This window comes from Roseofilum reptotaenium CS-1145, assembly GCF_028330985.1.
GTDB lineage: Bacteria > Cyanobacteriota > Cyanobacteriia > Cyanobacteriales > Desertifilaceae > Roseofilum > Roseofilum reptotaenium.
On sequence record NZ_JAQMUE010000109.1, the window covers coordinates 34758 to 59629 of the forward strand.

Here is a 24872-nt window from a genome sequence, read left to right on the forward strand (position 1 = left end):
CATTAGAAAATCATTATAATTCTTAGAATTAAAGTCAAAGTCATGAAAACCATAAAAGTGGATCGAGTAAGTTCTGTAGAAGAGGTTAAAAAACTTCAAGGTTTAGGGGTCAATGCCATTGGTGTATCACTTTCAGTTGACCGTGTTTTTAGAGATAATCGTATCTTATCAAAAAAAGAAGCTTTACTGATTAAGAAAAAAATAGAAAAAGACACAGTATTTGTGGGGTATTTGTCAGGAGAAAACTACCAAAAAACAATAGAATTGGCAGTGAATATCGGCTTTGATTATATTCAACTATCTTCAAGTCAAATTTTACCAGATGAGGTGTATGAAGAATTAAAAGCTCAAAAAATTGGCCTGATTTATTGTAGCTTAGAATGTTCTTACGATAGCGATCCTTCCTGGATACTTGGAGATTTACATAATGTTAAGTTTGACTTTGCTCAAATCGATCTATTACCTGATGTAATAGATTCATGGAAATTTCTAAAAGAAAAATGCCCTGATTTTCCTGATGAACTTCAAGTTTCTGATATCAATGCGATCGCTGCCAACAAACCCTTACTTATTACCACTGATTTGTCAGCACAAAATACAGGAGAGATATTTGATTCACTGAGTAATATTAAAGGGGTCGCTTTTGTTCTAGGCGAAAATCCAACTAGAAATGATTTTCATTATTTTAGCTATTATGAAGTCATTGAAATACTTGAACCGATTACCTTTCAGGGTTTGTCATGCTGAAAACTGTCCACTTTAAGATGATTCATGAATCAATATGATTCTTAATGGGCAAGCAGATAGTAAATGTGGTTTTTTGTTGGGGAATAGAGTGGCATTCAAGGAGTCCATCATGGCGTTGGATAATTTGGTGGGCGATCGCCAATCCTAATCCTGTGCCTTTTCCCGCTGGTTTAGTGGTGAATTGATAGTCAAAAATTTGACTTTGTATGTCTTCAGGGATGCCTAACCCGTTATCGGTAACCCGAATTTGGATGAGGGAGCGATCGCTGATAAATTCGGTTGCAATGGTAATGCTATAGGATTCCTCTGAAGAATGCCCCCCATTTTTCTCACACCGCTCATCTAAAGCATCAATACTGTTGGCTAACAGATTCATAAATACTTGATTGAGTTGTTCGGGATAACAGAGAATTTGAGGTAACTCTTGATATTCTTTTCTGATTTCAATGGCTCCTCGATTCCCATTGCTTTTGAGGCGGTGTTTGAGGATGAGTAGGGTACTTTCGAGTCCATCGTGAAGATCGGATTCTACTGGCTGATCATTATTTTTTCGGGAAAACTTGCGTAAGGAAACACTAAGTTGTTGGATGCGATCGCTACCTATCTTAATTGAATCGAGAATATTGGGTAAGTCTTCTAATACATACTCTAAATCAATGGTCTCCGAGTGATCGATAATTGCCTCTGTAGGTTGGGGATATTCCCGCTTATAGAGTTGTAAATGGTCCATTAAACTCTGTACCCCTTCTTGGGCAAATGCCAGATTATTCGTAATAAATCCCAAGGGATTATTAATTTCATGGGCAATTCCGGCAATGAGTTGGCCCAAGGTTGCCATTTTTTCACTTTGAACCAACTGAAGTTGAGTATGCTGCAAACTTTCAAAAGCCCCCAATAAAGCCGCCGTTCGAGCTTCCACTTTTTGTTCTAATTTAAAGGTTAATTCTCGAATGGTTAATTGACTTCTAACGCGTGCTAATACTTCTTCACACTGAAATGGTTTACTAATATAATCTACTCCCCCGACTTGAAAGGCCTTTACCTTATCAATCACATCATCTAAAGCGCTAATAAAAACCACTGGAATTTCCGCAGTCTCTGGATTAAGTTTTAAGCGTTCGCAAACCGTATACCCATCTAAATCGGGCATTTTAATATCGAGAATGACTAAATCGGGAGGATCGGCCTGGCAAGAATTTAAGGCCATTTCTCCATTGAGAGCTTTACGCACTTTATACCCTTGTTCGGCTAACATCGTAGAGAGTAAGCGAATATTATCCGGGGTATCATCGACAATTAAAAGGTTTTTTGAATCTGTATTATTGTTCACTATAAGAATTGGGTATAACAGGACAACTGTTGACAGTTTTTAGACGGTTAAATCGTTATCGAAATACGGAATTCCTGCCTTGTTGTTTGGCATGATAGAGCGCTTTATCCGCACTGGAAATCAAATCTTCTGGAGATAAATCGGAATCTGGAAACCGACAAGCCACTCCCAAACTAACCGTAACATATGAACTCACGATCGATTGACTATGGGGAATTTTGAGGGCTTTAACTTGCATACGAATGAGTTCAGCCACTTGTAAGGCATAATCTGACGAGGCATTGGGTAAAATAACAGCAAATTCTTCTCCCCCATATCGGGCAACTAAAGAGCCAGAATAGGTGACGACTTGCTTCATCGCTTGAGCCACCTTTTGTAGACATTGATCGCCCTTCAGATGGCCATAGGTATCATTATAAAGTTTAAAATAATCGACATCAGCCAAAATCAACGATAGGGCTTGGGGATATCCTCCGGTATAGGAAGGCAGAGAAAATAACCGTTTCCATTCTTGTTTGAGATAATCATTAAAATGGCGACGATTACTGAGTTGGGTGAGTTCATCTACGGTCACAAGCCGTTCTAAGTTCTGTTGCGTTTGTTGTCGTTGGTTGACCTCTTCTTTGAGTTGTTCAAGTTCTTCTTTGAGTTTATTCTGTTGATAACAGAGGCTAAGTTGATGCTCTACCCTAGCTAAGACTTCTTCAACTTGGAAGGGTTTAGTAATGTAGTCTAGTCCGCCAGATTTGAAGGCCTGCAATTTATGGTTGGCTTCATCTAAGGCGCTCAAGAAAATAATGGGAATTTGGGCAGTCATGGGCGAAGATTTGAGGGCATCACAAACTTGATAGCCATTCATGCCAGGCATATTAATATCAAGTAAGATTAAATCCGGGGGCTGGGCGGTGCAAGAGGCGATCGCCATTTCTCCATTGAGGGCTTTTCGTACTTTATACCCCTGCTGGGTCAGCATTTTGGAGAGCAAACGTAAATTATCGGGCAGATCGTCCACAATTAAGATATTGCGCCCCATGAGTTCCAGTTCTGCGATCATGGTCTTACCTTTTCAATTAACGACACCACACAGTCAAAGCGAAAATTATGGGCCCATTCTGATAATTGCTGGGATAGAGGACTTAAGGATTGGGGAATTTGGTCAATGAGTAAGACCATTTCATCATCAAATCCTTTAATAGCAGTTTGATAGAGTTCTTCGATCCACTCTGGTGTCATTTCTGCGAGATAGTCTTCTAAAGGACGCGCTAGAGGTTGATCGGCTTCTGAGGGGGAATTTTCATTCTCTTGATAAAGATACTCAATTCCTAGATGTTGGGCAATTTTTTCTAAGAGAATGTTTTCTCGGAAGGGTTTACGCAAGAATTCATCACATCCAGCACTGAGGACTAAATTGCGTTCTTCTTCAAAGGCGCTGGCTGTGAGGGCAAAAATGAGGGTACTGCGACCTTTGGAGGTACTTTTAATTTGTCGGGTGGCTTCGTAACCGTCCATGACCGGCATTTGCATATCCATGAGAATTAAATGGGGATACCATCGTTTCCAGATGGAAATCGCCTCTTGGCCATTAGATGCTACCTCCACCTCAAAGCCTAAATTGCCCAACATTTGCAGCAGGAGCATCCGACTTTCTTGGCGATCATCTACAGCTAAAATCCGTTTAGTGGGTTGCCCAGGAGCTAATCCCTTCACCTTACGAGTGGGAACAGAGAACTCAATCTCACTTGAATCTATTAATTTGACTTGGATAGAAAAGGAAAAGGTCGATCCGCAATCCACTTGGGAAGTCACGGTCAAATCTCCCCCCATCAACTGTACAAACTGACGACTAATGGGCAGTCCCAATCCAGTCCCCTGTTGAGATTTACGCCCGGTTTCCGTTTGCCCAAAGGGTTCAAACAGTTGATGCAACTCTTCTGGGGCAATTCCTGGGCCTGTATCTTCGACTCGAAACTCAATTGTCGTCTCTTCCTGATGTCCTGCTGTTGATTGTCCATTGACCCGAAGGGCAACCCCCCCATCTTGGGTAAATTTAATCGCGTTCCCCAATAAATTAATTAAAACTTGGCGCAATTTTCCTTCATCTGCACCAATAAATTGGGGTACATACGAGTCCCGTTCAAAGAGGAGGTGCAAGCCTTTTGACGTGGCTTTAAGCTGAAGCATTTCTTCAATACTTTTGAGCAGGCGATAGAGATCGAAGTTACTGGGATTGAGGGTCACTCGACCTGCTTCTATTTTGGACATTTCCAAAATATCATTAATCAACTCTAGAAGATGTTCTCCCGATCGCCCAATAATCTCTAAATTTTCTTGGTGTTCCTGCTTGAGCGAGCCATCTCGACTCATGATTTGGGTAAAGCCAAGAATGGCATTTAAGGGGGTGCGCAGTTCATGGCTCATGTTAGCCAAAAATTCACTTTTGGCTTTATTCGCCTGTTCTGCTGTTTCTTTGGATTTGGCTAGGGCTTCTTCTGCTTGTTTGCGTTGGGTAATATCATTGGTGACCGACAGTAAACAATCTTCTCCCCTGAGTTTAATGATATCGGCAGAAAGTAAGGTAATGCGACGCTCTCCGGATTTGGTACAAAATTCAAATTCATAATCACGGATAAAGCCCTGACTCACTAGGGTTTCAAAGAGGTTGACTCTCTGTTCCATTTTTGTCCAGAGTTGCAATTCTACGGCGGTGCGCCCTATGACTTCTTCGTTGGTATATCCGGTGGTTCTTAGAAAGGCATCATTGACTTCTAGATGTCGCCCATCTTTCATGGAGGTGATGGTAATGGGGTGTGGAGTACACTGAAAGACAATGGAAAATTTATCTTCGGATGCTCGCTTATCGGTTTCGGCGAGGGTGCGATCGCTAATTTCTTGCTCTAGTTGCTTCGTTTTGGTTGCCAGCTCTTGAGTTCTGGATTTAACTTGAGCCTCTAAAGTTTGATTTAAATGTTTGAGTTGGGTCGATAAAACGGTGAGTTCTTGGCGTTTTTTTTCTAAGTTTTGAATTTCTTGATAGGAGCGTAGGCTTTTTAATAAACAGATGCCCAACGTTTGTTGATTGAGTTGATCTTTATGCTGATAATCATTAATATCATAATTGAGCCATATGGAAAACTCTAAGGCTTGATCCGGCTCTGTTGCACAGACGATAAGGCGATGGCATGAATTGGGACAATCTTCTCTAATCCACTGAACCAGTTCTAACCCACCCCTGGGTTTTTCTAGATCTAGATCGATAAAGACAATGCTCAAATCTGGGTGGACTTCTAGATAACTTTGCGCTTTTTTTCTAGTCTTTATCCATTCGATTTGTAAGGGTTTTCCTTGAAATACAAAGTCCTGAAATTTCTCCGTCAAAGTCTGATAAATCTGTGGATCTCGATCGATCGCTAAAATCGACCAACAGGCAGTTGATGACTGATTGGATGCACCCCGGTTATGGTTTTTCGATGGCAAGAGTTCAGCGGTTTTTTCCGATGATCCTCTCTGTTTTTTCTTCATAGTTGATACCAAAACCGTAAGTTACTGGCTACGTGTTATCGCAGTGCGTGAGTCTAATGAGGACGGACAAGGAGCTGAGATTAAGTTGTTCTCTGCTGATTTTCAGTTATTTATTATACCATTTTATGATATCTTGCACTAATATATACTTGACAGACAAGGGTCTTAAGCCTCTTGTGAAAGTGCAACCTCATAGAGTGATGGCATGACTTGGCTATAATAATCTACTCATTATAATCAACTTCTGTCGGATCTCAAATTGGCTTAAAAACTTGTTATATCTAAACCGTGTAATATTCAGCGTATTAAGGGGTTTTGTTTCTCGTATCTTCAACTAAATTGGATTCAAGGCTAAACAGGCGCTGCCATAGGCGGCTAAAGGACTAATGGGGGTGAGAAAGGGAACCGATAAATAGGTTTGCCGTAACTGTGACCACGTATCACTTTTTGCACCTCCTCCAGCCGTATACAAGCGTTTGAGAGGGGTAGCGCCCAGTTCGGAGAGTCGTTGATATCCGAGAGCTTCAATACGGGCGATCGCTTGTAGGAGTCCATGGAGAAACTCAACGGGGTTATCTGGACGGGGATCGAGACGGGGGAGGAGGTTCGGATCGTTGATTGGAAAGCGATCGCCTTTTCCGAGTAAGGGATAATAATCTAGGGGACTTTCCTGATGAGGGTTAATTTGACGGGAGAAGGTATCTAATTCTACGTCAGTAAAAAAATGCCGCAGCACTGCCCCCCCAGTATTAGAAGCGCCTCCTACTAAATAGCGATCACCAAACCGATGACTATAAATTCCATAACGGCTATCATTAACCGGGATTTCACTGAGCAATTTTAACACTAAGGTGGAGCCAAGAGAGGTCACCGCATCACCGGAAAAGGATGCACCACTGGCAATAAAGGCGGCAATACTATCAGTGGTTCCAGCACAAATGAGACAATCGGAGGGGAGGGAAAAGGATTGGGCAATGTCTGGTAGGATAGGGGCGATCGCTTCTCCCGGGGTATAAATTTTTGGTAACTTTAGAGTTGTAGGGATTTGGGGAAACCAATCGGGATAGCACAAATTATGGACATCATAGCCCAATTTAAGGGCATTATGATAATCACTGATCCCGAGTCTTCCGTGGAGCAAAGAGGCTAACCAGTCGGCTTGATGGAGGACATAGATTGGGCGATCGCCGAATGAAAGGTTTTCTAATCCCCAAAACAGCTTCGCCAAGCTCGATGTGGCACTCAAAACCAGATGATCCGCAGGCGCAAAGCGTTGTAACTGAGGAATGACCGCTTTTCCCCGGTCGTCATTGTACATTAGTGGGGGTGCGATCGCCTCGCCCTCGCGATCGCAAAATAGGACGGTTGCCGAAGTGCCATTGATTAAAATTCGCGTAATCTGTTGGCGACACTCTAGTGGCAGTTGCTCCAATAACGAAAACAGGCTAGTTTTCCAGACTTGGGGATGCTGGAGATCGTAAGTGCAGGTTGCCTGAGCAAGGATCGCCCGATCTGGGTTAATGGCGATCGCCCTAGCTCCCGATGTGCCAAAATCGATTCCTAACGCTAACCCCATATACAGTAATAAATTTATTACGGATACCCTATCATAACCCGTTCAAGCCGATTTACACAGTCAATCTTTAATCCATCAACAGTTAGTAGAAGATATTACTCTTTTAGCTTGGTTTTTGGGTAAAACTTCATTCTCAAACTCAGGATATTGGGAATCCAGAGTATAAGCAATTTTGCGAATTAAAGGAAAAGCAACTTTCCCTAACTTCAACTGTCTAAAAACAGCTTGTGGATCGGATAAGTGAGTTGTGGGTAATTCTTGCCCCAATTTTTTGAAGACTAAGCCCAGGGGAATTTTAAGTTCTTCTTGTAGTTGTAAACATTGTACTAAAAATTGACTGTAAGAGCCAATAATTGAACCGACTCCGCCTCGCGCTTGCCCCCAACCAATATAGTAAATCCCTTTATAATCGTCTAAAAAAGTACCAGCATAACATTGAACGATCGCCCCTTTTATCCGTTGCAGTTCATCAGGCAAAAAGGGATAGGCAAGATGATACCCTGTAGCGCAAACAATCAAATCAATATTAGCCGAACTACCATCGACAAACTCTACGGTAGAGTCATGCCAGGAGTCAATGCCAGGCTTGGGCGTGATTTTTCCTTGTTTAATATAATAAGGAACTTCATTATTGATAGTAGGATGCTTGGCAAATAAGCGATGGTTTGGTTTGGGTAAACCATAGCGTTTATGGGGGCCAAAAGTGAGCTGAATAATCGTCTGAGCCATAGATCGTTGTACCCATTCGGGCATCCACCATTGAACCAGATTAACGACTGGAACACCGACAAAAGTTTTGGGAATAAACCAAACAGACTCCCGCAAGCTAAGAAACGATTTTGTCGCGACTCGTGCCGCTTCAGCAGCAATATCACAACCCGAGTTACCTCCACCAATAACAAGGACTCGTTTACCCCGTAGTTGCTCCGGATGTTTGTAATCTTTAGAATGAATAATTTCACCCTTGAATTCACCCTGAAATTCTGGAAAGCGCTTGCACCAATGATGACCATTGCAGATTAAAATTCCCTTATAAATTCTTTCTTCTCCGTTTGCAAAAATGACGTGCCAGAGATTATTCTTGGTGGGATTAACGGCGATGACTGTGCGATTGAGTTCGATATTTTCCCGTAATCGATAATGGTTGGCAAAATCACGCAGATAGGCTAACATTTGAGCCGCACTTGGAAAGTCGGGATAGTCATCTGGCATAGGAAACTGAGGGAATTGGGTAACCTTTCGAGAGGAGATAATATGGGCGGTTTCATACACGCCGTGATACCAATTGCCCCCAATATCATCGCTGGCATCAACTTGATCGTAGGGAATTTGGGCAGATTTCAGAGCCTCGGCAATACCGAGTCCGATAAAACCTGCCCCAAGGATGATATATTTTTCACAGGTTTGGGACATGATAATGAGAATGGATGGACGATCGCAAACTTAGAGGATTATAGACTAAGTCAAAGAGTTTTGGCGATCAAAGTCCCTTCACCAAAACTGATTCTAAGCATCGTCCAATCTTAGGGCACTTTGCCCTGTAACCGCGCTAATTTTTAGTAGCTGTTCACTGGCGTTGCGAATAGAGTCTATAGTACCTGGGTTAATTAAACCGTAGTAGTCAAAGACATAAACTTGTTGGGTTTTAACTGCTTTAAGTTGTGACCAAAATCCATTGGATTCTAACTCTTTTAATGGAGATTGATTGGCAAATTGAATGACAATTAATACATCCGGATCAATTTGTAATATTTTTTCTGGAGAGAGGGTAATATAGCCACTAATGGGGGCATTGCCTTGTAAGTCAGCAGTGACATTTTCAAGGTTCAACTGACTTAAAAAATCACCTGACCAACTATTCTTATTCGGCGATAGAATGGGTTGGGTACTGGCCAGAATTAAAGTGCTTGGCCCAGGGGGGTTGGAAGAAGGAATAAAAGCTTGATATTGGTTTAACAGGGGTTGGGGGTCAGCATCAATAGCAGAGGCGATCGCTTCCGTCAAGGCTTCTAAGCTTTCCCAACTCTCCAAAGAGACTAAATACGTCTCAATATTCAGCTCCGTAAGCCTGGCCGCAATTTGATCGTGAAACCCAGTTGCACCAATGACTAAATCGGGTTTCAGAGCAATAATTTTCTCTAAACTTGGTGCAGTTTGTCCTTGACTGACAGGGGGGATGTCCGCGAACCGGGGGTCTTTCTCTAGTAGGGAACTTCCAGGAATCCCCACTAATTTAGAAGCGTCTAACCGTTGTAAAATATCCGCCGAAAGAGTGGTTAATGCCACTACTCGCTCTATGCTTTCGGTTGGGATCTCTTCTGGAGAACTAAGGGGTGTCTCTGGAAGGGGAGAAACCTGGGGTTGAGTACAGGCAAAGAGACTCAAACTCAGCAGGATAGCTAAACCCACTCCGATCCACCGAGCCTCATTTTGCCTGTTCCTCAACATAATCATCACTCCTACATCTGAGATTGGATATAGTTTGCTTCCCCAATCATCTCCATCAATCTTAATTGTTGTTCTAACCAATAGGCATGATCTTCTTCCGTATCCGTTAGAATCACTTCTAAGATTTCGCGAGTTTGATAATCTTGCTCGGTTTCGCAAACGGCGATCGCTTCTTTCAAGTCGGAAACTACCTTGTACTCTAACTCTAAGTCACTGGCGAGCATTTCCTTCACTGTTGAGCCAATATTGAGGCCCTCCTGTTGCGATAAATCTGGACGTGCTTCTAAAAACAACAATCGCTTAATAATTGCATCCGCATGTTGGGTTTCTTCTTGCATTTCATGATCGATGCGCTCATAGAGCTTGTTCAATCCCCAATCTCCATACATGCGAGAATGGGTAAAATACTGATCCCGTGCAGCGAGTTCACTTCTGAGCAGTTTGTGCAGTTGGTCAATAACTCGATCTGTCCCTTTCATTGTTTTCGTCTCACTTTAAATCTGGATGGTTACTCGGATAATTGTTGTGATTACATCATCGATTGCAGATAATTTTCTAACCCTGCACTTTCGATTAGCCATTGTTGGGATTCAAGCCAATCAATCGACTCTTCTATGTCCTCTAGAATCTCTTCTAGCATGTCCCGACTAACATAGTCTTGAACCGATTCACACAGTTGAATTGCCTGTTGCAGATCTGACCGTATGTCTTGATACATTCTCAAGTCGTTTTGCAACAGTTCCGGTACTGTTTCACCAATGAGCAATTTACCTAAATCTTGTAAATTGGGCAAACCTTCCAGAAATAAAGTTCGCTCAATCAGCTTATCGGCATGTTTCATCGCTGCAATCGATGCCTTATACACTTTATCGTTAAGCTGATGAAGTCCCCAGTTTTTGCAGATTCTGGCATGGAGAAAAAACTGGTTAATTGCCGTCAATTGAAGTTTGAGGGCAGCATTTAATTGGGTGTGGACATTGGTATTGCCCTGCATTGGTGTTCTCCTAACTGAATTGATTGCTCTTTGATCAAGAACAGGTATGGATTTCGAGTTGTCTTCGCCGATCCTACTTGACTTCCTAGGGGCTGTCAATGCATAATGGAAGGGGTTAGTTGAGAATACTTTTCATTAACTTAGGATTAAGTTAAGACAAGAATAACTAAAAATCTAGTGGAGGCAGTGAACCTGGATGTACATTTGTATTTGTCATGCAGTTACGGACCGTGATATTCATAAGGCGGTCGCCCAAGGAGCTTGTTCTATCGATCTAGTCTGCGATCGCCTGAACGTGTCTAGTAGTTGTGGACGCTGTTGGGAACATGCCCAGCAAGTTGTCCAAGACGCGCTCTCTGAAAACCAAGCACCGATAGAAATTGGCTCAATTGCTCGTAAAACTCAAGAGCGTTATGATGATCGCCGTAAAGCTTCTTAAGAGCCACTCACAATTTGTTGAGTTATACTCTTAATAAGAAAATACTTTTAAATCCGCCTATTGAGTAACAGTAACTATCCAAGGTTGGAATAACTCTACCCATTGGGAGTGACTGACAACGAGGGTGGGATAGGGACAATGATGATAATCTTCACCCGATATGAGGGGAAAAGGAGCCGCATCGGTGAGGGGAACCCAGACTACACCAGCAGCATGGGATATTACCCAAACTGCGGCAATATCCCAGATTTTCGGGGTCGCTTCTATCCCCCCGATGGCAATTCCGGCAGAAACGGTGAGTATACTGTAGGTCGCTACACCAAGCATCCGAATTTTACAAGGAAAAGGAGCGGAATCGGCCTGCAAAACCGAGGTCGTGCGAGCGCCAAGATTGCAAAGGTTAAAGAAATGATTTTGACTGGGCTGATCGGACGTTGGGGTAATGGGGCGATCGTTCAAGAACGCCCCGACAGGATGACCTTCCAGCTCTGGGGGAGCATTCCAAAACCCATAAAAGGAGTGACGAATGGGGGGAAAATAGACATAGCCAAATACGGGAGTGCCTTGATAGAGTAAGGCCATAGAAATTCCCCACAGGGGAACGCCACGCGTAAAATTGGTTGTACCATCAATGGGGTCAATAATCCAACACCAAGGAGTATCGGGAAAATGTTTGGCTGTTTCTTCTGTTAATACTCCATGATCGGGAAATTGGGCTAAAATTCGTTCTTGTAGTTGGCGATCGGCCCATTGATCTGCCTGCGTTACCAAAGAACCATCGTCTTTTTCGAGTCCCTGCACCTGACCAAACTGCTTGAGAAGTTCTTCTCCAACCTCCTCGGTCGTCACTTTCACAAACTCCAAAACTTGTTTCCACAGGGGATAATTCATTAACTCCATACTGACTAAGCTAGAATAACTACAATCCGATCTTAAGATGAACGGGGTTCCTATGGAGTATCGAGAAATTATTGAGTTTTGGTTTGACCAAATCGATCCGAAGCAGTGGTGGAAAAAAGATGAATGCTTCGATCTCCTCATTCGCGATCGCTTTGGTCAAGTCTATAATCAAGCAACGCTGTGTGAACTTTACCCTTGGCGGACAGAGCCTTTAGGAAGATTAGCCGAGATTATTATTCTCGATCAGTTTTCTCGAAATATATATCGAAATCAGGCCTTAGCTTTTGCCTTTGATTCCTTAGCATTAGCACTGGCTCAAGAGGCAATTTCCAATCAAACGAATCAATATCTTACGGTTGAGCAAAAGTCATTCCTTTATCTACCTTTCATGCATAGTGAATCTCTGAGAATTCATGAAATTGCTGTGGAATTATTTAGCGAGCCAGGATTAGAGTCCAATCTCCAGTTTGAATACAGACACAAGGAAATTATCGAGAAATTTGGACGGTATCCCCACAGAAATGATCTTTTGGGTCGTTTATCTACACCCGAAGAAACTGAATTTCTTCAACAACCAGGTTCATCCTTTTAATCCATCAAGGAGCCATTCCTGACTCCTGACTCCCCATTCTCTCTTGTCGGAATCCGGAACACCAGATACAGTGTGGAATAACTTTGGTGTGGTCTGTAAGGAGTAGATATGCTCAGTCAAGAATCTTCGCTGAAACTTCAATCGAATCGTTCATCTTTACAAGAAAGTGGGGCAACTGTGCCTTTGCGGGAACGAGCTTGGGTAGAAATCGATCGAGGGGCGATCGCCCATAATGTGCGAGAACTCAAACACCATTTACAGCAAAACTGTCAGTTAATGGCAGTCGTGAAGGCGGATGCGTATGGTCATGGGGCGATCGCTGTGGCTGAAACTGCCTTGGAAGCGGGGGCAAGTTGGTTAGGGGTGGCGACAATTCCAGAGGGAATACAATTACGGGAAGCCGGGATAGAAGCCCCGATTCTACTTTTAGGCGCGGTTAATAGTCCAGAACAAATCCAGGCGATCGCCCATTGGCATCTGCAACCGACTCTGTGTAGTGCCAAACAAGCTTTAATTGTTTCCGAAACCCTGAGTGAACTCGGCAAAACTCTCACGGTTCACCTGAAACTGGATACCGGAATGTCCCGTTTAGGTATTCCTTGGCAAGAAGGAGCTGAGTTTTTTCAGCAGGTTTCCCACTTACCCCATCTCCAAATTGGCAGTATCTATTCTCACTTGGCAACGGCAGATAGTCCCGATCCGCAGATCATGAATCAACAGCATCAGCGTTTTCAAGAGGCGATCGCCCAAATTAAAGCCACAGGTTTACCTTTGCCAAAACTGCATTTAGCTAATTCTGCGGCTACGTTATGCGATCGCTCTTGCCATTATGACTTTGTGCGCGTCGGACTGGCTACCTATGGACTCTATCCCGCTCCCCACCTTCAAGGTCTGGTTAGCCTTAAACCGGTGATGCAAGTTAGAGCAAGGATCACCCAAATCAAAACTATTCCTGCGGGAACCGGTATTAGTTATGGATATCAATATATTACGGCCCAGGAGATGACTGTTGCTGTTGTGGGTATTGGATATGCCGATGGGGTTCCTCGTAACCTCTCCAATAAACTGCACGTCGGTATTCGAGGGCAGCGTATTCCCCAAGTGGGCGCTATTACCATGGATCAGTTAATGCTTGATGTCAGCAGCATCCCCGATCTGCAAGTGGGCGAGGTCGTCACCCTTTTAGGACAAGATGGCCAAAATCAGTTTACCGCTGATGATTGGGCTGACACCCTTGGCACTATTTCTTGGGAAATTTTATGTAGCTTCAAACATCGTTTACCGAGAGTAACCCGATGAGCGCCAGCATGGGACGGGTTTTGTCTTTTGCGATTGCCCGTTACTCGACTAAGGGAATGGTATATTCCCTCGCGATTTGTTCAAAGAGGGGATAATATTGGGCAAATTCTGAACTGGGCGATCGCCCTTCCCAAACATAATAGACTTGATTGCTATAGATTCTCAGGGTTAACCGGCTGGTGGTCGTCTCCAAAGTTGGGGTTAATAAGCCTTTGATTCCTTGGTTGGTGATGAAGTTTGAACCATCGTATAAGCCATTGAGTTCAACCTGAGACTGGGCAAACCCTTGGATCTGAATCTCTGGGCGATCGGGATGGCTGAAAATTTGCCCGTCCTGATTTTCCGGTGGCGGTTGCGCTTGCCATTGCTCGGGATAGGGAAATGTAAATCCATAACGGGGATTTTGATAAATTTTCCAGTTATTCAATGGGGGATTGGCAGGGCAAGCAGAGACTGAAATCATTACACACAAAAGGATGAGCGCTTTTAACGCTGTCCTCCACATCCTCTGCTTTGTAAACAAATGTAACAATATTGCCGTCATACAGTCTTTACGTCTTGACAGCTAATGATAGAATCGATAAGGTAATAAGGCATAGCCGGATAGGACGACTCCAGAGCTATATGCAAGACAAGCAAAAAGTTACGCTGTACATTCCCCCAGAACTCCATCGTCGGCTAAAAATACAAGCGGCGATCGGTTTAGAACCGATGTCAGCCATTGTAGAACGGGCAATTACATTCTACCTGGAACATCCAGAGGTCGTGGACAATATGAGCGATTCCTACGGGAAAACGTATCAGATCCATACCTGTCCAGAATGTGAGAGTTCAGTGGTTATCCAAGATGGAGAACTGGTCGCTCTTAAGAATCAGCCCACAGTGCTGTCTGAAGAGGAACTGCCAGTTGAGAGGGTGTCAAACCTTGATCCCCAGATTTCTCAATCTGGCGAGGAAGAATTGGTTCCGTGCTAAATATTGTCGGATCATATGCTGACATAAATGGCCGGACTAATCCGATTGTAAGCTAAACGTTTAACCCTGGGTTATCCACTTAGTATTGATCAGATTAGTCTAGCCCCAACCGGTATTCCCCCTGTTGCAAGTAGGTCGATCGCTATGCGAGAGCAGCTTAGTATTTTAATTAAAGCTCAATATCCCCTAATCTACCTCGTAACCTCTGAGGAAGAGCGGGCAGAGCAATCCATAGCCAACCTTGCACAAGGCAAGTCTCCAAGACGACTCTACGTTTGGACAGTCACCCGTGGAATGGTTGAGTACGGAGAACCTCGCAGCGTAACCCAGCACAATACGTTGTCACCGGAAGCGGCGATCGAATGGGTGATTCGCCAACCTTCCAAAGAAGGTGCAATCTTTATCTTTAAGGACTTGCATTCCTTCTACACTCCAACGATTGTGCGGTGGTTACGCGATGCGATCGCCAACTTCAAAGGAACCCAGAAGACAATTATATTAATGTCTCCTGTGCAAGAAATTCCCATTGAACTGGAAAAAGAAATTATTGTTCTTGACTTTGATCTACCTGATTTAGAGGCTCTCAATCAAGTCTTATCTGCCCAACTTGGTTCCAGTAAGATCAAGACCAATGTGCGAGAAAAACTCCTCAAAGCTGCCCTAGGACTAACCCTAGATGAAGCAGAAAAGGTCTATCGTAAAGCTCAAGTAACGGCTGGTCGATTAACGGAATCTGAGGTAGAAATCGTTCTATCTGAGAAAAAACAGTTAATTCGCCGTAATGGTATTCTCGAATACATTGAAGAAGATGAAACCCTTGATTCAGTCGGGGGTTTAGAAGAACTTAAAGCCTGGCTCAAACAGCGATCGAATGCCTTTACTGAGCGAGCCAGACAATACGGACTCCCCCAACCCAAAGGAATGCTAATTTTAGGGGTTCCCGGTTGTGGAAAATCCTTAATTGCTAAAACGACCTCTCGCCTGTGGGGATTACCCCTACTGCGCCTGGATATGGGTCGAGTCTACGATGGGTCTATGGTTGGTCGTTCAGAAGCGAACCTCCGAAATGCCCTGAAAACGGCTGAATCCATTTCCCCCGCTATCTTGTTCATTGATGAACTCGACAAAGCCTTTGCTGGAGGAACCGGTTCGGCGGACTCCGATGGCGGAACCTCTAGCCGAATCTTCGGATCGTTCCTCACCTGGATGCAGGAAAAAACCTCCCCAGTGTTTGTGATGGCAACCGCTAACCGTGTGGAACGCTTACCGGGAGAATTCTTGCGTAAAGGTCGCTTTGACGAAATCTTCTTTGTTGACTTACCCAATGAACAAGAGCGTCAAGATATTTTCACCATTCATCTAGAAAAACGTCGCCGAGATATTTCTCGCTTCGATATTGAGCAACTCTCGAAAGTCTGCGATGGTTTTTCTGGAGCTGAAATTGAGCAGGCCCTGATTGCAGCGATGTATGAAGCCTTCGCCCAGGATCGGGAATTTACCCAACTGGACATCATTGCTGCTGTGAAAGCCACGTTGCCCCTGTCGAAGACGATGCAAGAACAGGTCACTGCCCTCAGAGATTGGGCAAGACAACGTGCTCGGCCTGCTGCTGCTTCGGTTGCTGAATATCAGCGACTGGAGTTCTAACAGACTTTCTCTCCTGCTCCCAACAGGAGGAAAGACTAGCGCATCCCTCGCTAGTTCATCCAACGCCAGAGATCGCCATCAGCGCTCAACGGCATAGTTTCAATCCATGAGTTGTCGTTTCTCTCAAACAACGTTTTCTTAGGAGGAAATCTCAAATGTCTCACTTTAGCACCCTGCGTACCAAAATCACCGACGCTGAAATCCTCAAGTCTTCCTTGCGTGACCTGGGTATCTCCGTTAAGAGTGAAGCCAATGTGCGTGGATACAACGGCCAACAGGTTCGTGCTGACATCGTTGCGGTTCTCGAAGGCGAGTATGACCTCGGCTGGTCTCGTAATGCCGATGGTTCTTTCGACCTGATCGCTGACCTCTGGGGTGTTGCGAAAAAGCACAATCAAACCGAGTTGATCAACTCCATCAACCAAAAATATGCAGTCAACAAGACCCTGAGCGAAGTTAAGCGTCCTGGTCTGCAAAACGCTAACGTGAAATTGGTTGTCCAAAAGTAATTTCTCTAGCGCGTTTCCAAGTTAACGGGTTAACCTAATGCTGGTTACCCCGTTTTTTTATGTCGAGAGAACTATGGATCGGATTGCATCTGAGTTTAATCCCAAAATCACTCAAGTATTACAAGAGTGTGGTCAACAAATTGAATTGCTCAGTGAGTCTTTTGAGGTCGATCAAAAAGGGCCAGGAGATTATGTAACCAATGTCGATCGCTATTTAGACCGGAAGCTGTCTCAAGTTTTTGGCGGTATGTTTCCCCAAGATGGCATTATTACCGAGGAAAACGAAGCATCAAGACGCTTATTCCATCAAGGGTATGAACAATTATGGTGTATTGACCCCTTAGATGGTACAGAAGGATTAGTCAATGGTCGTCAAGATTATGCGGTGATGGTAGGGTTGTTGCGAGATTATCAACCGATCGCTGGTTGGATTTATGCTCCTGCACGGGCAAGATTATATTATGGAGGCCAGGATTGGGGTTTATTTGAAATTCGTTCTCAAGAACTCCCCAAAGCCATCATACCCCAAATGCCTTCCTGTCCCTCTGCATCATTCTGTCCGGTGCAAATTGGCTTTCAAGACCGGAAAAGGTATGGCCAAGCCCTAACTCAGTTTGTTCCCCACATTCAGTTTTACTCTTTAGGCAGCTTTGGCTTGAAGGTCTTAGAGGTGATTTTTGGCCGGGTTGGCCTGTATTTTTACTTCAATCGTCGGGTAAAACTCTGGGATACTGTCGGCCCCATCGCCTTAGCTCAGAGGGCGGGATTAATTTGTTGCGATCTAGAGGGTCAACCCTTAGAGTTTAGCCCCAATGCCATTCATCCTGATACCCTAGCCCACGAGCAAATGATTGTTATTGGTTGGCCAGAATATGTTGAGGCCCTTCTGCCAGGATTACAGAAAGCGGTGTATTCAGTTCAAGGGGCAATCTCCACCAGCTAATCCTGGTTCCTTAAGAGCGCAATCGTCCCGATCGCAATATACTAACGACAAGCCATAATCCAATAAAGCTGGCGGCTCCAAATAAGACAGCGCTGAGTAAAGAGAGTTGGGGACTTTGGGCATTACTGGAAATAATGGCTGCTCCCATAATCAGGGAACCAACGAGAATGCTAAAGGAGAGGCGGTTAGCGGAGTCGTCAATACTGCGCCGAAGTCGCTCTAGATCTTTAACCTGAATATTCCAATTCAGGGTTTCTGAGGTTAAGCGGTCGAGAAATAATTCAATTAAACGAGGGGATTGTAAGGAGAGACTTTTGAAATCGAGAGCAGTTCTGAGTAAGGTTTGAATGGGTTTATCTCCGAGCAATTGGCGCTGGAAAATATCGGTAATCAGAGGTTTAATTTGATCGAGTAAATTAATTTGGGGATTAAAGCCTCTGGCGACTCCTTCTAAGTTGGCTAAAGATTTGGCATAGAGTCCCATGTTACCGGGTAGACGAATTTTGTTTTTGCGGGCAACTTCGAGAATTTCGTAGAAGACTTCACTAAAGTTAATTTCATTCAAATTAACGTTATAGTATTTGCGAAGCATCCGTGTATAGTCGGCTTCTAAACGACTAAGATTAACGGGTTGATTAGATTCGGCTAAATCTAAGGTGAGTTGGGCGCAACGTTGAGCATCAATATCCACGATCGCCAGCAACATTTCAGTTAGAATTTGTTGAGTCCGTGGATCTAAGCGTCCAATCATGCCACAGTCTAACAGGGCCACTCTTCCATCATTGAGCAAGAAAATATTGCCAGGATGAGGATCGGCATGAAAGAAGCCGTTAATATAAATTTGTTGGAAAAAGGCCCGGAAGAGGAGGGTGGTGACCTGATCTCGTTTTTGCTCGAGCGATAGGGTGGGAGTGACAAATGGGGTTAAGTCGGCTGAAAGGAGGGGTTTGCCTTCTAACCATTCTAAAACTAGGAGTTTTTCGCTGGTATAGTCCCAGTAGACTTGGGGAATAACAAGTTGTTTGGGGTCAAACCAGCGACTGGCAGATAAATTTTCTTGCATTTGTGTGGTGAAATGGCCTTCTTTGGTGAAGTCCAATTCATCACGCAAGGATTTGGTAAATTCGTCAGCGAGGGCGACTAAATCATAGTCTTGCCCAAAATCGCTCAGTGAGGCCAGTTCGGCTAATCCTTTAATGAGGGTAATGTCTTGCTCGACAATGCGACTAATACCAGGGCGTTGGATTTTTAATGCCACTTCTTGCCCCGTGTTGAGGGTAGCACGATGGACTTGGCCGAGGGAACCGGCGGCGATCGCCCCTGGCTCAATTTGAGGGAAGGCTTCTTCTAAGGGAACGGGTAAACTTTGCCGCAGTTGGGCCTCCACATCTGACCAAGGAACCGCAGGAACATTGGCTTGCAGATCCGACAGAGCCGTAATATAACGACCCGGTAGTAAATCAGGTCGGGTACTGAGCAGTTGTCCTAATTTGACAAATACGGGCCCTAAATCAACCAGAATATTGCGTAATACGGTGGGAGAAGGTAACTTAGGTTCACCGGGTTGATCCCCTTTGAGCAAGCCTTCGATGTAATCCCAACCGTTGCGGAAGACGACTTCTAAGATTTCCCGCTGGCGCGAACTGGTCTTGGTGAGTGCAAACATGGTGGGATTAATTGGGATACTGTCTTAGTTTTAAAGCAAATTCTGATATTTGGGATTTTCTTTGAGCAGTCCCAGCACTTTTTTAATGTCTTGGGTGCGCTCTTTTTTGACGATTAAGGTGGCATTCCCATCACGGACAATAACGATATCTTCTAAACCAATCGTCACGACTAAACCCTCTGGATCGCGATCGTACACGATCGCCCCTTGGGTATCCAAGCTGACATGGTTGCCCAACTCTAAATTCGGCTGCTCTCCTTGCAATAGACGAGCCATGGCATTCCAGTCTCCCAGGTCATCCCAGCCAAAATCAGCCGGTAAAATATAGGCGAGTTGGGTTTTCTCCATTAAGGCATAGTCGATGGAAATTTTCGGTAACTGGCTATAAGCCGCTTTACCCTGGTTTTGCAGAGGGGTGAGAATTTCTGGGGCATGGGTGGCGAGTTCTTGCAACACAACCCCAGCGCGGAAGATGAACATGCCGCTATTCCAGCTAAAGTTACCCTGGGCGATAAATTGTTCAGCCGTGGTGAGGTCGGGTTTTTCCGTGAAGCGTTGCACCCGATACACGGGTAAATCCAGATAGCTACCCTTGGGTTCTCCCTGTTCAATATAGCCGTAGCCGGTGGAAGGGTAAGCGGGCTTAATACCCAGGGTAACAATGGCTTCTTCTGTAGCCGCCAATTCTACGGCTGCTTGAATAGTTTTCTCAAAGGCGGGATAATCTCCAATCCAATGATCTGCGGGGAAAAATCCAATGACGGCATCTTCACCATAGCGCTGGGCAATTTCGAGGGTTGTCCAAGCCACGGCTGGTGCGGTATCCCGACCTTCAGGTTCTGCGAGGAGGTTCTCTGGAGGTAGTTGGGGTAACTGCTCTTGGACTCCAGCCGCCAGTTGGCTAGAGGTGCAGATCCATAGTTTATCCCAACCTGGAGCCAGTTGAACCAGGCGATCGGCAGTGGTCTGCAACAGACTCGAACCGGTTCCATCTAAGCTCAAAAACTGCTTGGGCCGATGTTTGCGACTCAGGGGCCAAAAGCGCTCTCCTTTTCCCCCAGCTAAAATCACAGGCACAACGGTATGAGACATGGTGCAGAACTCCTTAAGGTTGCAAGGTTCAACTGTGGCTATCGTAGCATTCAATTAACAATTAATAATTAACAATTAACAATGATGAAATATTAGTTTGTGTAGTAAATTATTGTATGGAAAATTTATCTGGTGGGTGCGAGAAGTGCAAAGAAACCGAGTTTCTAGCGGCCCCCTAGCAAATGCTCGATACCTAAGACCAAATTCGTTCCATTGAAAGTGTAAAGGAGGGTAAAACCCCTTCTCCCGATAAAGCGATCGCATTTTCCACCACTTCCACCACTCGATCCGCCCGATAAATTTCTACTCGCTTATTCTTCGGATCGATCAGCTATCCTAACTGAGTGCCATTATCTAGATATTCCTGCATCTTAGTCCGCAGATCTTTCAGGCTATCCGTCTTAGAGCGCAACTCTACAACAAAGTCAGGACATAGGGGAATAAAGCCTTCCCTCTGTTCAGGAGTCAGCGCTTCCCATTTATCTTTGCTTACCCAAGAGGCATCCGGGGATCTGTTCGCTCCATTGGGCAACTCAAATCCGGTTGATGAGTCAAAGTATTCCCCTAATTTCTGATTCGCTTCACCCCAAATACCGAGCTGAGTGCCGATTTTCGCATTTCGTTTACCGGTTTCGCCCCCTGTGGGTGGATTCACAATCAGTTCTCCTGTAGTAGTGCGTTCAAGTCTAAGATCGCGATTGGCGCTAACCAATGCCACAAACTGTTCCCGTGTCACCTGGAGCAGTAGCTGGTCAGGTAATTGGAGTAGAAGCGGTTTAGGTTGGGAAGGAGCCTGTACCATCAGAATTTACCTTACGCTGCTTTCATTGCACTTCTATTTTAACTATACTCTAGAAATAAGCTCACAACAATTGCTCCAAATATCAGAGGTTTTACCCCTATGGTGATACAAGCAGAAAAAACTAAAACCTATACTCCCGAAGAGTATCTAGAGCAAGAAGTTAACAGTGATGAACGCCATGAATATATTGATGGGGAGATTATTCTAATGACGGGTGGAATGCCAAATCATAACACAATTGTCCTAAGTTTGGGGGCAACCCTGCATTTTTGTCTCAAACGTCAACCCTACTTTGTCTTTGTCACCGATCAGCGATTGTGGATTCCCGAAAAACGGATCTATACTTACCCTGATGTGATGGTTGTTCAGGGAGAATTGCAATTGCAAGAAGGACGTAAAGATACCCTTACCAATCCTATCCTAATTGCAGAAGTTTTATCGAAGTCTACCCAGGGATACGATCGCGGCCAAAAATTCCAAGCCTATCGCACAATTCCCAGCTTACAAGAATATCTGTTAATCGATCAATATACGATGCATGTGGAGTGCTATTATCGCACTGAATCCAATCAATGGGTGTTATCAGAATACAACCAGCCAGAATCTCTCATCCAGTTGAATAGCATTCCTGGCGAAATTTCCCTAGTAGATTTGTATGATAAAGTTGATTTTCAAAGGGATTTCGAATAGAAGGAATAGCGGTTTAAGGGGACTGGATATTAATTATTGGATTCATCATCTTTCCAGCTCTCTACACGAGATATATAATACTCTTTAATCCATTCTTTCTTAATAATGGCGTTGGATGGTGCATCCCATAGTAGATCTCCTCTGGCTAAATCCCAGGGAGGTTCTTTACGAATCATTTGTTCTAACTCATAGCAATCAAAAATTAAATATTTTTTGGTCACTATATCCAAAAAATCCATGACTACTCTAGGGATTTCATGTGGTGTTTTTTTTACAATTGGCTGCCATTCAAATTTCTTATATTCCTCGTATAATACCGGAATAACTGGCCCATTTGTCCAAGCTTCAAAATCCTCTTTAAAGAGGGGGATTTTGTGGATTCCCAAATACCAAGCTTGAGCATAGTAAACCAGTTTTTGGATTTTACTATTATTGACAAAGTAATTCTTTTGGTTAGCTAAATAGATTAGATTGTCTGCAATATCAATACAAGATAAAGTTTTTTCTTTAAATGGCCATTCTTCTTCAAAATAAAATTCATATTTTTCTTTGAGGCGTTCGAGCGTTTCTAAGTCGTACTGCTCGTAAGCACCTTGCATTCCTTCCATAAAGCACTGGAAAACTTTATTTTCAGCGTCTACATATCTGTTCTTACGGCGTAAAAGTATAGAGCAACATCCGGCATACATATCCATAAAATAGTAGGCTTTCTCTGGCGCAACTTCCTTAGCCTTAGTCAACCATTTATAAGAGGCATCATACTTCTGCTGATTAAATCTAATTGTGCCTAAAAAATAAAGGCATTTAAATTTACACTGAGAATGGTCAGGCAACCATTTTTCAATGCGAATAAAATCTCTAGCAATTTTTTCTAATTGTTTTGGGTCATCTTTGGTTTCCTCAGAGCTGGAGTCTTTACCTAGAGCAAAATATCTTTGACAAACTCGCTTGAATAGTTCTTCAGTAGCTTTTTGAGATAGGCTGGTCATGTTTCAATATGGAGGTGAGCAATAATAATATGATCGCTATTATATACCGCCAGCAGATTCAATGGCGAGGGGCAGGCGATCGCCGGGTTGCTCTTTTGAGAGAATTTATAACGATATTCTGAGTCGGTGTAGCTGTATGTCACAATAGCCTTTGATCGTTGATTGTATAGGTTCACGAACTTGTCTGGACTGATTGACTATTCTTCTCGCAAAGATTCATGGGATCGTGGCTCTAGGGTAATCCAAGCCAATCAGGTGTTATTCTGGTGTTATGTGATTATTATCACCACACTGATTTCCGCCACATTGGGGGCGATCGCCGCTTTGCTAGTCCCCAAACAACTGATTACAATGGTGCAAGAGGAACCCCAAGAGCAAGCGCCTCTGGTGAATTTGGGGTATCCTTTTCAATATCGTCTCAGGCGATCGATGAATCTGTTGATCATGGGAGTTGATCGCGGATCGAGTCCTGGTTTTAGGGGTCGCAGCGATACGATCTTGCTCTTGCGTATTGATCCCAAAACCCAAACCATTAACCTGCTCTCCATTCCCAGGGATACCCAAGTGCAAGTTCCCCAACTGGGAGAGCGCAAAATCAATGAAGTCAACTTTTTAGGCGGTCCAGAGGTCACTATTGATGCAATTGAAGACCTGCTTAAGGGAATTCAGATCGATCGCTACATTCGCATTCAAAGAGGAGCTTTAACTGAATTAGTCGATCGCCTGGGAGGACTAGAGGTTTATGTTCCTAAGCCCATGTCCTACATCGATTATACCCAGGGCTTAACCATTGAACTCCTTCCTGGATGGCAAACCCTCAATGGTCAGCAAGCAGAGGATTTTGTCCGTTTTCGGGGGGATGCACTCGGTGATATTGGTCGGGTGCAACGTCAACAATTACTCCTCAAAGCCATCCAGCAACGCCTCAAAAATCCCGTAGTCATTCCCCGGCTTGCACAAGTGCTGAGAACAATGGAACCCTATATCGATACCAACTTGAGTCCAGAAGAAAGAATTGCCCTGATGCAGTTTACCCTGGATATGGACAACGAGGCTCTGAAAATGGTCATGCTCCCCGGTTCTTCCCAATTCTCGCCTTTCGAGAATACCAGTTATTGGATTATGGACGACGATGGCCGCGATCGCATTCTCCGAGAATATTTCCAGCAATTTTGGCAGGGAAATGTTTGGGATACTCCCGATTATAGTGTTTCCATGGGGCGAGACCCCATATCTCTCAGAATTGCCATTCAAAATGCCACTACTCAACCTGAATTAGCCAATCAGGTTGCCGATTATTTAGAATCGAAAGGCTATTATGACCTCTATTTCATTCCTGATTGGCCTCACCCCCTAAAAACCACTCAAGTTGTTGTCCAAAAAGGAGATATTAAAGGCGGAGAAATCCTATTAGAAGAGTTGGGAATTGGCACGCTAGAAGCCATGTCTACCGGAGATCTAAGCTCGGATCTAACCCTAAGAATTGGAGAGGATTGGTTATCTGAATTTCCCCCCAATCCTTAGATTAAAGCGCTTGCTACCTCCAGTCAAGGCAGTAGTGGATTGTTTCATCTAATTTGATGCATTAGATTTTGTTTGTAGTGAGGGCTAAAGCCCTCTCCAGCTAGGCTTTTAAGCACTCTTCGTGCTTACTAAAAACAAAGCACTATTTTAGATAAAACAGTCCAGTAGGGTGCGTTACGCCAGCGTAACGC

Annotated in this window: 24 protein-coding genes and 1 pseudogene; 10 read left to right on the forward strand and 15 right to left on the reverse strand. The window is 44.1% G+C overall.

Annotated features, from left to right (window positions below; all coding sequences use genetic code 11):
- Positions 1 to 42: 42 nt before the first annotated feature.
- Positions 43 to 747: a hypothetical protein gene (locus tag PN466_RS24345; protein WP_271944924.1), complete on the forward strand. Its 705-nt coding sequence runs from the start codon at positions 43 to 45 to the stop codon at positions 745 to 747.
- A gap of 22 nt (positions 748 to 769) precedes the next feature.
- Here the strand turns inward: PN466_RS24345 and PN466_RS24350 are convergent, their stop codons facing one another.
- The 8 genes from PN466_RS24350 to bfr (PN466_RS24385) all read right to left on the reverse strand — a co-directional run bounded on the left by PN466_RS24350 (position 770) and on the right by bfr (PN466_RS24385) (position 10614).
- Positions 770 to 2077 (reverse strand): hybrid sensor histidine kinase/response regulator, encoded by a 1308-nt coding sequence (locus PN466_RS24350; protein WP_271944927.1) that lies wholly within the window; start codon positions 2075 to 2077, stop codon positions 770 to 772.
- Between the two features lie 55 nt (positions 2078 to 2132).
- Positions 2133 to 3131, reverse strand: coding sequence for a diguanylate cyclase domain-containing protein (locus PN466_RS24355; RefSeq protein WP_271944930.1), 999 nt, complete (start codon positions 3129 to 3131; stop codon positions 2133 to 2135).
- Entirely contained in the window at positions 3128 to 5596 is a 2469-nt protein-coding gene (locus PN466_RS24360; RefSeq protein WP_271944933.1) for a hybrid sensor histidine kinase/response regulator, read from the reverse strand. The genes PN466_RS24355 and PN466_RS24360 overlap by 4 nt, the downstream gene beginning before the upstream one ends.
- 334 nt (positions 5597 to 5930) lie before the next feature.
- Entirely contained in the window at positions 5931 to 7172 is a 1242-nt protein-coding gene (locus PN466_RS24365) for an FGGY-family carbohydrate kinase (RefSeq protein ID WP_271944935.1), read from the reverse strand.
- A 75-nt stretch (positions 7173 to 7247) separates the two neighbouring features.
- A complete protein-coding gene (locus tag PN466_RS24370) occupies positions 7248 to 8585 on the reverse strand; it encodes a flavin-containing monooxygenase (RefSeq protein ID WP_271944938.1) in 1338 nt (445 codons plus the stop codon).
- A gap of 93 nt (positions 8586 to 8678) precedes the next feature.
- On the reverse strand, positions 8679 to 9620 hold the full coding sequence (locus PN466_RS24375; RefSeq protein ID WP_271944941.1) for an ABC transporter substrate-binding protein: 942 nt from the start codon (positions 9618 to 9620) through the stop codon (positions 8679 to 8681).
- A gap of 11 nt (positions 9621 to 9631) precedes the next feature.
- Entirely contained in the window at positions 9632 to 10099 is a 468-nt protein-coding gene (gene bfr / locus PN466_RS24380) for a bacterioferritin (RefSeq protein ID WP_271944943.1), read from the reverse strand.
- A 50-nt stretch (positions 10100 to 10149) separates the two neighbouring features.
- Positions 10150 to 10614, reverse strand: coding sequence for a bacterioferritin (gene bfr / locus PN466_RS24385; RefSeq protein ID WP_271944946.1), 465 nt, complete (start codon positions 10612 to 10614; stop codon positions 10150 to 10152).
- 196 nt (positions 10615 to 10810) lie between these two features.
- Between bfr (PN466_RS24385) and PN466_RS24390 the strand changes: the two genes are divergently transcribed.
- The gene (locus PN466_RS24390; RefSeq protein ID WP_271944948.1) at positions 10811 to 11053 is read left to right on the forward strand and encodes a (2Fe-2S)-binding protein; all 243 of its coding nucleotides are present in this window, start codon (positions 10811 to 10813) and stop codon (positions 11051 to 11053) included.
- Positions 11054 to 11110: 57 nt separating this feature from the next.
- On the opposite strand, the gene PN466_RS24395 is transcribed toward PN466_RS24390, so the two are convergent.
- Complete coding sequence (locus tag PN466_RS24395) at positions 11111 to 11944, reverse strand: inositol monophosphatase family protein (protein ID WP_271944951.1); 834 nt, start codon at positions 11942 to 11944, stop codon at positions 11111 to 11113.
- 61 nt (positions 11945 to 12005) lie between these two features.
- On the opposite strand from PN466_RS24395, the gene PN466_RS24400 reads away from it, so the two are divergent.
- Together PN466_RS24400 and alr are read left to right on the forward strand one after the other, a co-directional pair.
- Complete coding sequence (locus tag PN466_RS24400; protein WP_271944953.1) at positions 12006 to 12545, forward strand: DUF924 family protein; 540 nt, start codon at positions 12006 to 12008, stop codon at positions 12543 to 12545.
- 108 nt (positions 12546 to 12653) lie between these two features.
- Entirely contained in the window at positions 12654 to 13844 is a 1191-nt protein-coding gene (alr, locus tag PN466_RS24405) for an alanine racemase (protein WP_271944956.1), read from the forward strand.
- A 40-nt stretch (positions 13845 to 13884) separates the two neighbouring features.
- Here the strand turns inward: alr and PN466_RS24410 are convergent, their stop codons facing one another.
- The gene (locus PN466_RS24410; protein WP_271944960.1) at positions 13885 to 14307 is read right to left on the reverse strand and encodes a hypothetical protein; all 423 of its coding nucleotides are present in this window, start codon (positions 14305 to 14307) and stop codon (positions 13885 to 13887) included.
- 161 nt (positions 14308 to 14468) lie between these two features.
- Here PN466_RS24410 and PN466_RS24415 point away from each other — a divergent pair, with 161 nt between their 5' ends.
- The 4 genes from PN466_RS24415 (at position 14469) to PN466_RS24430 (ending at position 17918) form a co-directional block, all read left to right on the forward strand.
- On the forward strand, positions 14469 to 14819 hold the full coding sequence (locus tag PN466_RS24415) for a hypothetical protein (protein WP_271944963.1): 351 nt from the start codon (positions 14469 to 14471) through the stop codon (positions 14817 to 14819).
- Positions 14820 to 14963: 144 nt separating this feature from the next.
- Positions 14964 to 16466, forward strand: a complete 1503-nt coding sequence (gene ycf46, locus PN466_RS24420; RefSeq protein ID WP_271944964.1) for a stress-responsive protein Ycf46 — start codon at positions 14964 to 14966, stop codon at positions 16464 to 16466.
- 155 nt (positions 16467 to 16621) lie between these two features.
- Positions 16622 to 16975 carry a DUF1257 domain-containing protein gene (locus PN466_RS24425; protein WP_271944967.1) on the forward strand — a complete coding sequence of 118 codons (354 nt, stop codon included), beginning with the start codon at positions 16622 to 16624 and terminating at the stop codon, positions 16973 to 16975.
- Positions 16976 to 17048: 73 nt separating this feature from the next.
- Complete coding sequence (locus PN466_RS24430) at positions 17049 to 17918, forward strand: 3'(2'),5'-bisphosphate nucleotidase CysQ family protein (protein ID WP_271944970.1); 870 nt, start codon at positions 17049 to 17051, stop codon at positions 17916 to 17918.
- A 10-nt stretch (positions 17919 to 17928) separates the two neighbouring features.
- Here the strand turns inward: PN466_RS24430 and PN466_RS24435 are convergent, their stop codons facing one another.
- The 3 genes and pseudogenes from PN466_RS24435 to PN466_RS24445 all read right to left on the reverse strand — a co-directional run bounded on the left by PN466_RS24435 (position 17929) and on the right by PN466_RS24445 (position 21478).
- Entirely contained in the window at positions 17929 to 19584 is a 1656-nt protein-coding gene (locus PN466_RS24435; RefSeq protein ID WP_271944972.1) for an ABC1 kinase family protein, read from the reverse strand.
- Between the two features lie 30 nt (positions 19585 to 19614).
- A complete protein-coding gene (locus PN466_RS24440) occupies positions 19615 to 20676 on the reverse strand; it encodes a mannose-1-phosphate guanylyltransferase (protein ID WP_271944975.1) in 1062 nt (353 codons plus the stop codon).
- A 193-nt stretch (positions 20677 to 20869) separates the two neighbouring features.
- Positions 20870 to 21478 (reverse strand): annotated as a pseudogene (locus PN466_RS24445) (Uma2 family endonuclease).
- Between the two features lie 99 nt (positions 21479 to 21577).
- Here PN466_RS24445 and PN466_RS24450 point away from each other — a divergent pair.
- Positions 21578 to 22168, forward strand: a complete 591-nt coding sequence (locus PN466_RS24450; protein ID WP_271944976.1) for a Uma2 family endonuclease — start codon at positions 21578 to 21580, stop codon at positions 22166 to 22168.
- Positions 22169 to 22197: 29 nt separating this feature from the next.
- Here PN466_RS24450 and PN466_RS26100 read toward each other — a convergent pair whose 3' ends face one another.
- On the reverse strand, positions 22198 to 23157 hold the full coding sequence (locus tag PN466_RS26100; RefSeq protein ID WP_271944979.1) for a Panacea domain-containing protein: 960 nt from the start codon (positions 23155 to 23157) through the stop codon (positions 22198 to 22200).
- Positions 23154 to 23300: a hypothetical protein gene (locus PN466_RS24460; RefSeq protein WP_271944982.1), complete on the reverse strand. Its 147-nt coding sequence runs from the start codon at positions 23298 to 23300 to the stop codon at positions 23154 to 23156. Before PN466_RS24460 ends, PN466_RS26100 begins: the two co-directional genes overlap by 4 nt.
- A 37-nt stretch (positions 23301 to 23337) precedes the next feature.
- Between PN466_RS24460 and PN466_RS24465 the strand changes: the two genes are divergently transcribed.
- Positions 23338 to 24681, forward strand: coding sequence for an LCP family protein (locus PN466_RS24465; protein WP_271944984.1), 1344 nt, complete (start codon positions 23338 to 23340; stop codon positions 24679 to 24681).
- Positions 24682 to 24872: the final 191 nt, after the last annotated feature.

Coding starts and splice junctions, on each gene's coding strand:
- PN466_RS24400 (WP_271944953.1), top strand. CDS start 12,006: ATGGAGTATCGAGAAATTATTGAGTTTTGGTTTGACCAAATCGATCCG.
- PN466_RS24370 (WP_271944938.1), bottom strand. CDS start 8,585: ATGTCCCAAACCTGTGAAAAATATATCATCCTTGGGGCAGGTTTTATC.
- PN466_RS24425 (WP_271944967.1), top strand. CDS start 16,622: ATGTCTCACTTTAGCACCCTGCGTACCAAAATCACCGACGCTGAAATC.
- bfr (WP_271944943.1), bottom strand. CDS start 10,099: ATGAAAGGGACAGATCGAGTTATTGACCAACTGCACAAACTGCTCAGA.
- PN466_RS24440 (WP_271944975.1), bottom strand. CDS start 20,676: ATGTCTCATACCGTTGTGCCTGTGATTTTAGCTGGGGGAAAAGGAGAG.
- PN466_RS24345 (WP_271944924.1), top strand. CDS start 43: ATGAAAACCATAAAAGTGGATCGAGTAAGTTCTGTAGAAGAGGTTAAA.
- PN466_RS24450 (WP_271944976.1), top strand. CDS start 21,578: ATGGTGATACAAGCAGAAAAAACTAAAACCTATACTCCCGAAGAGTAT.
- ycf46 (WP_271944964.1), top strand. CDS start 14,964: ATGCGAGAGCAGCTTAGTATTTTAATTAAAGCTCAATATCCCCTAATC.
- PN466_RS24435 (WP_271944972.1), bottom strand. CDS start 19,584: ATGTTTGCACTCACCAAGACCAGTTCGCGCCAGCGGGAAATCTTAGAA.
- PN466_RS24375 (WP_271944941.1), bottom strand. CDS start 9,620: ATGTTGAGGAACAGGCAAAATGAGGCTCGGTGGATCGGAGTGGGTTTA.
- PN466_RS24415 (WP_271944963.1), top strand. CDS start 14,469: ATGCAAGACAAGCAAAAAGTTACGCTGTACATTCCCCCAGAACTCCAT.
- PN466_RS24355 (WP_271944930.1), bottom strand. CDS start 3,131: ATGATCGCAGAACTGGAACTCATGGGGCGCAATATCTTAATTGTGGAC.
- PN466_RS24430 (WP_271944970.1), top strand. CDS start 17,049: ATGGATCGGATTGCATCTGAGTTTAATCCCAAAATCACTCAAGTATTA.
- alr (WP_271944956.1), top strand. CDS start 12,654: ATGCTCAGTCAAGAATCTTCGCTGAAACTTCAATCGAATCGTTCATCT.
- PN466_RS24395 (WP_271944951.1), bottom strand. CDS start 11,944: ATGAATTATCCCCTGTGGAAACAAGTTTTGGAGTTTGTGAAAGTGACG.
- PN466_RS24365 (WP_271944935.1), bottom strand. CDS start 7,172: ATGGGGTTAGCGTTAGGAATCGATTTTGGCACATCGGGAGCTAGGGCG.
- PN466_RS26100 (WP_271944979.1), bottom strand. CDS start 23,157: ATGACCAGCCTATCTCAAAAAGCTACTGAAGAACTATTCAAGCGAGTT.
- PN466_RS24390 (WP_271944948.1), top strand. CDS start 10,811: ATGTACATTTGTATTTGTCATGCAGTTACGGACCGTGATATTCATAAG.
- bfr (WP_271944946.1), bottom strand. CDS start 10,614: ATGCAGGGCAATACCAATGTCCACACCCAATTAAATGCTGCCCTCAAA.
- PN466_RS24410 (WP_271944960.1), bottom strand. CDS start 14,307: ATGATTTCAGTCTCTGCTTGCCCTGCCAATCCCCCATTGAATAACTGG.
- PN466_RS24360 (WP_271944933.1), bottom strand. CDS start 5,596: ATGAAGAAAAAACAGAGAGGATCATCGGAAAAAACCGCTGAACTCTTG.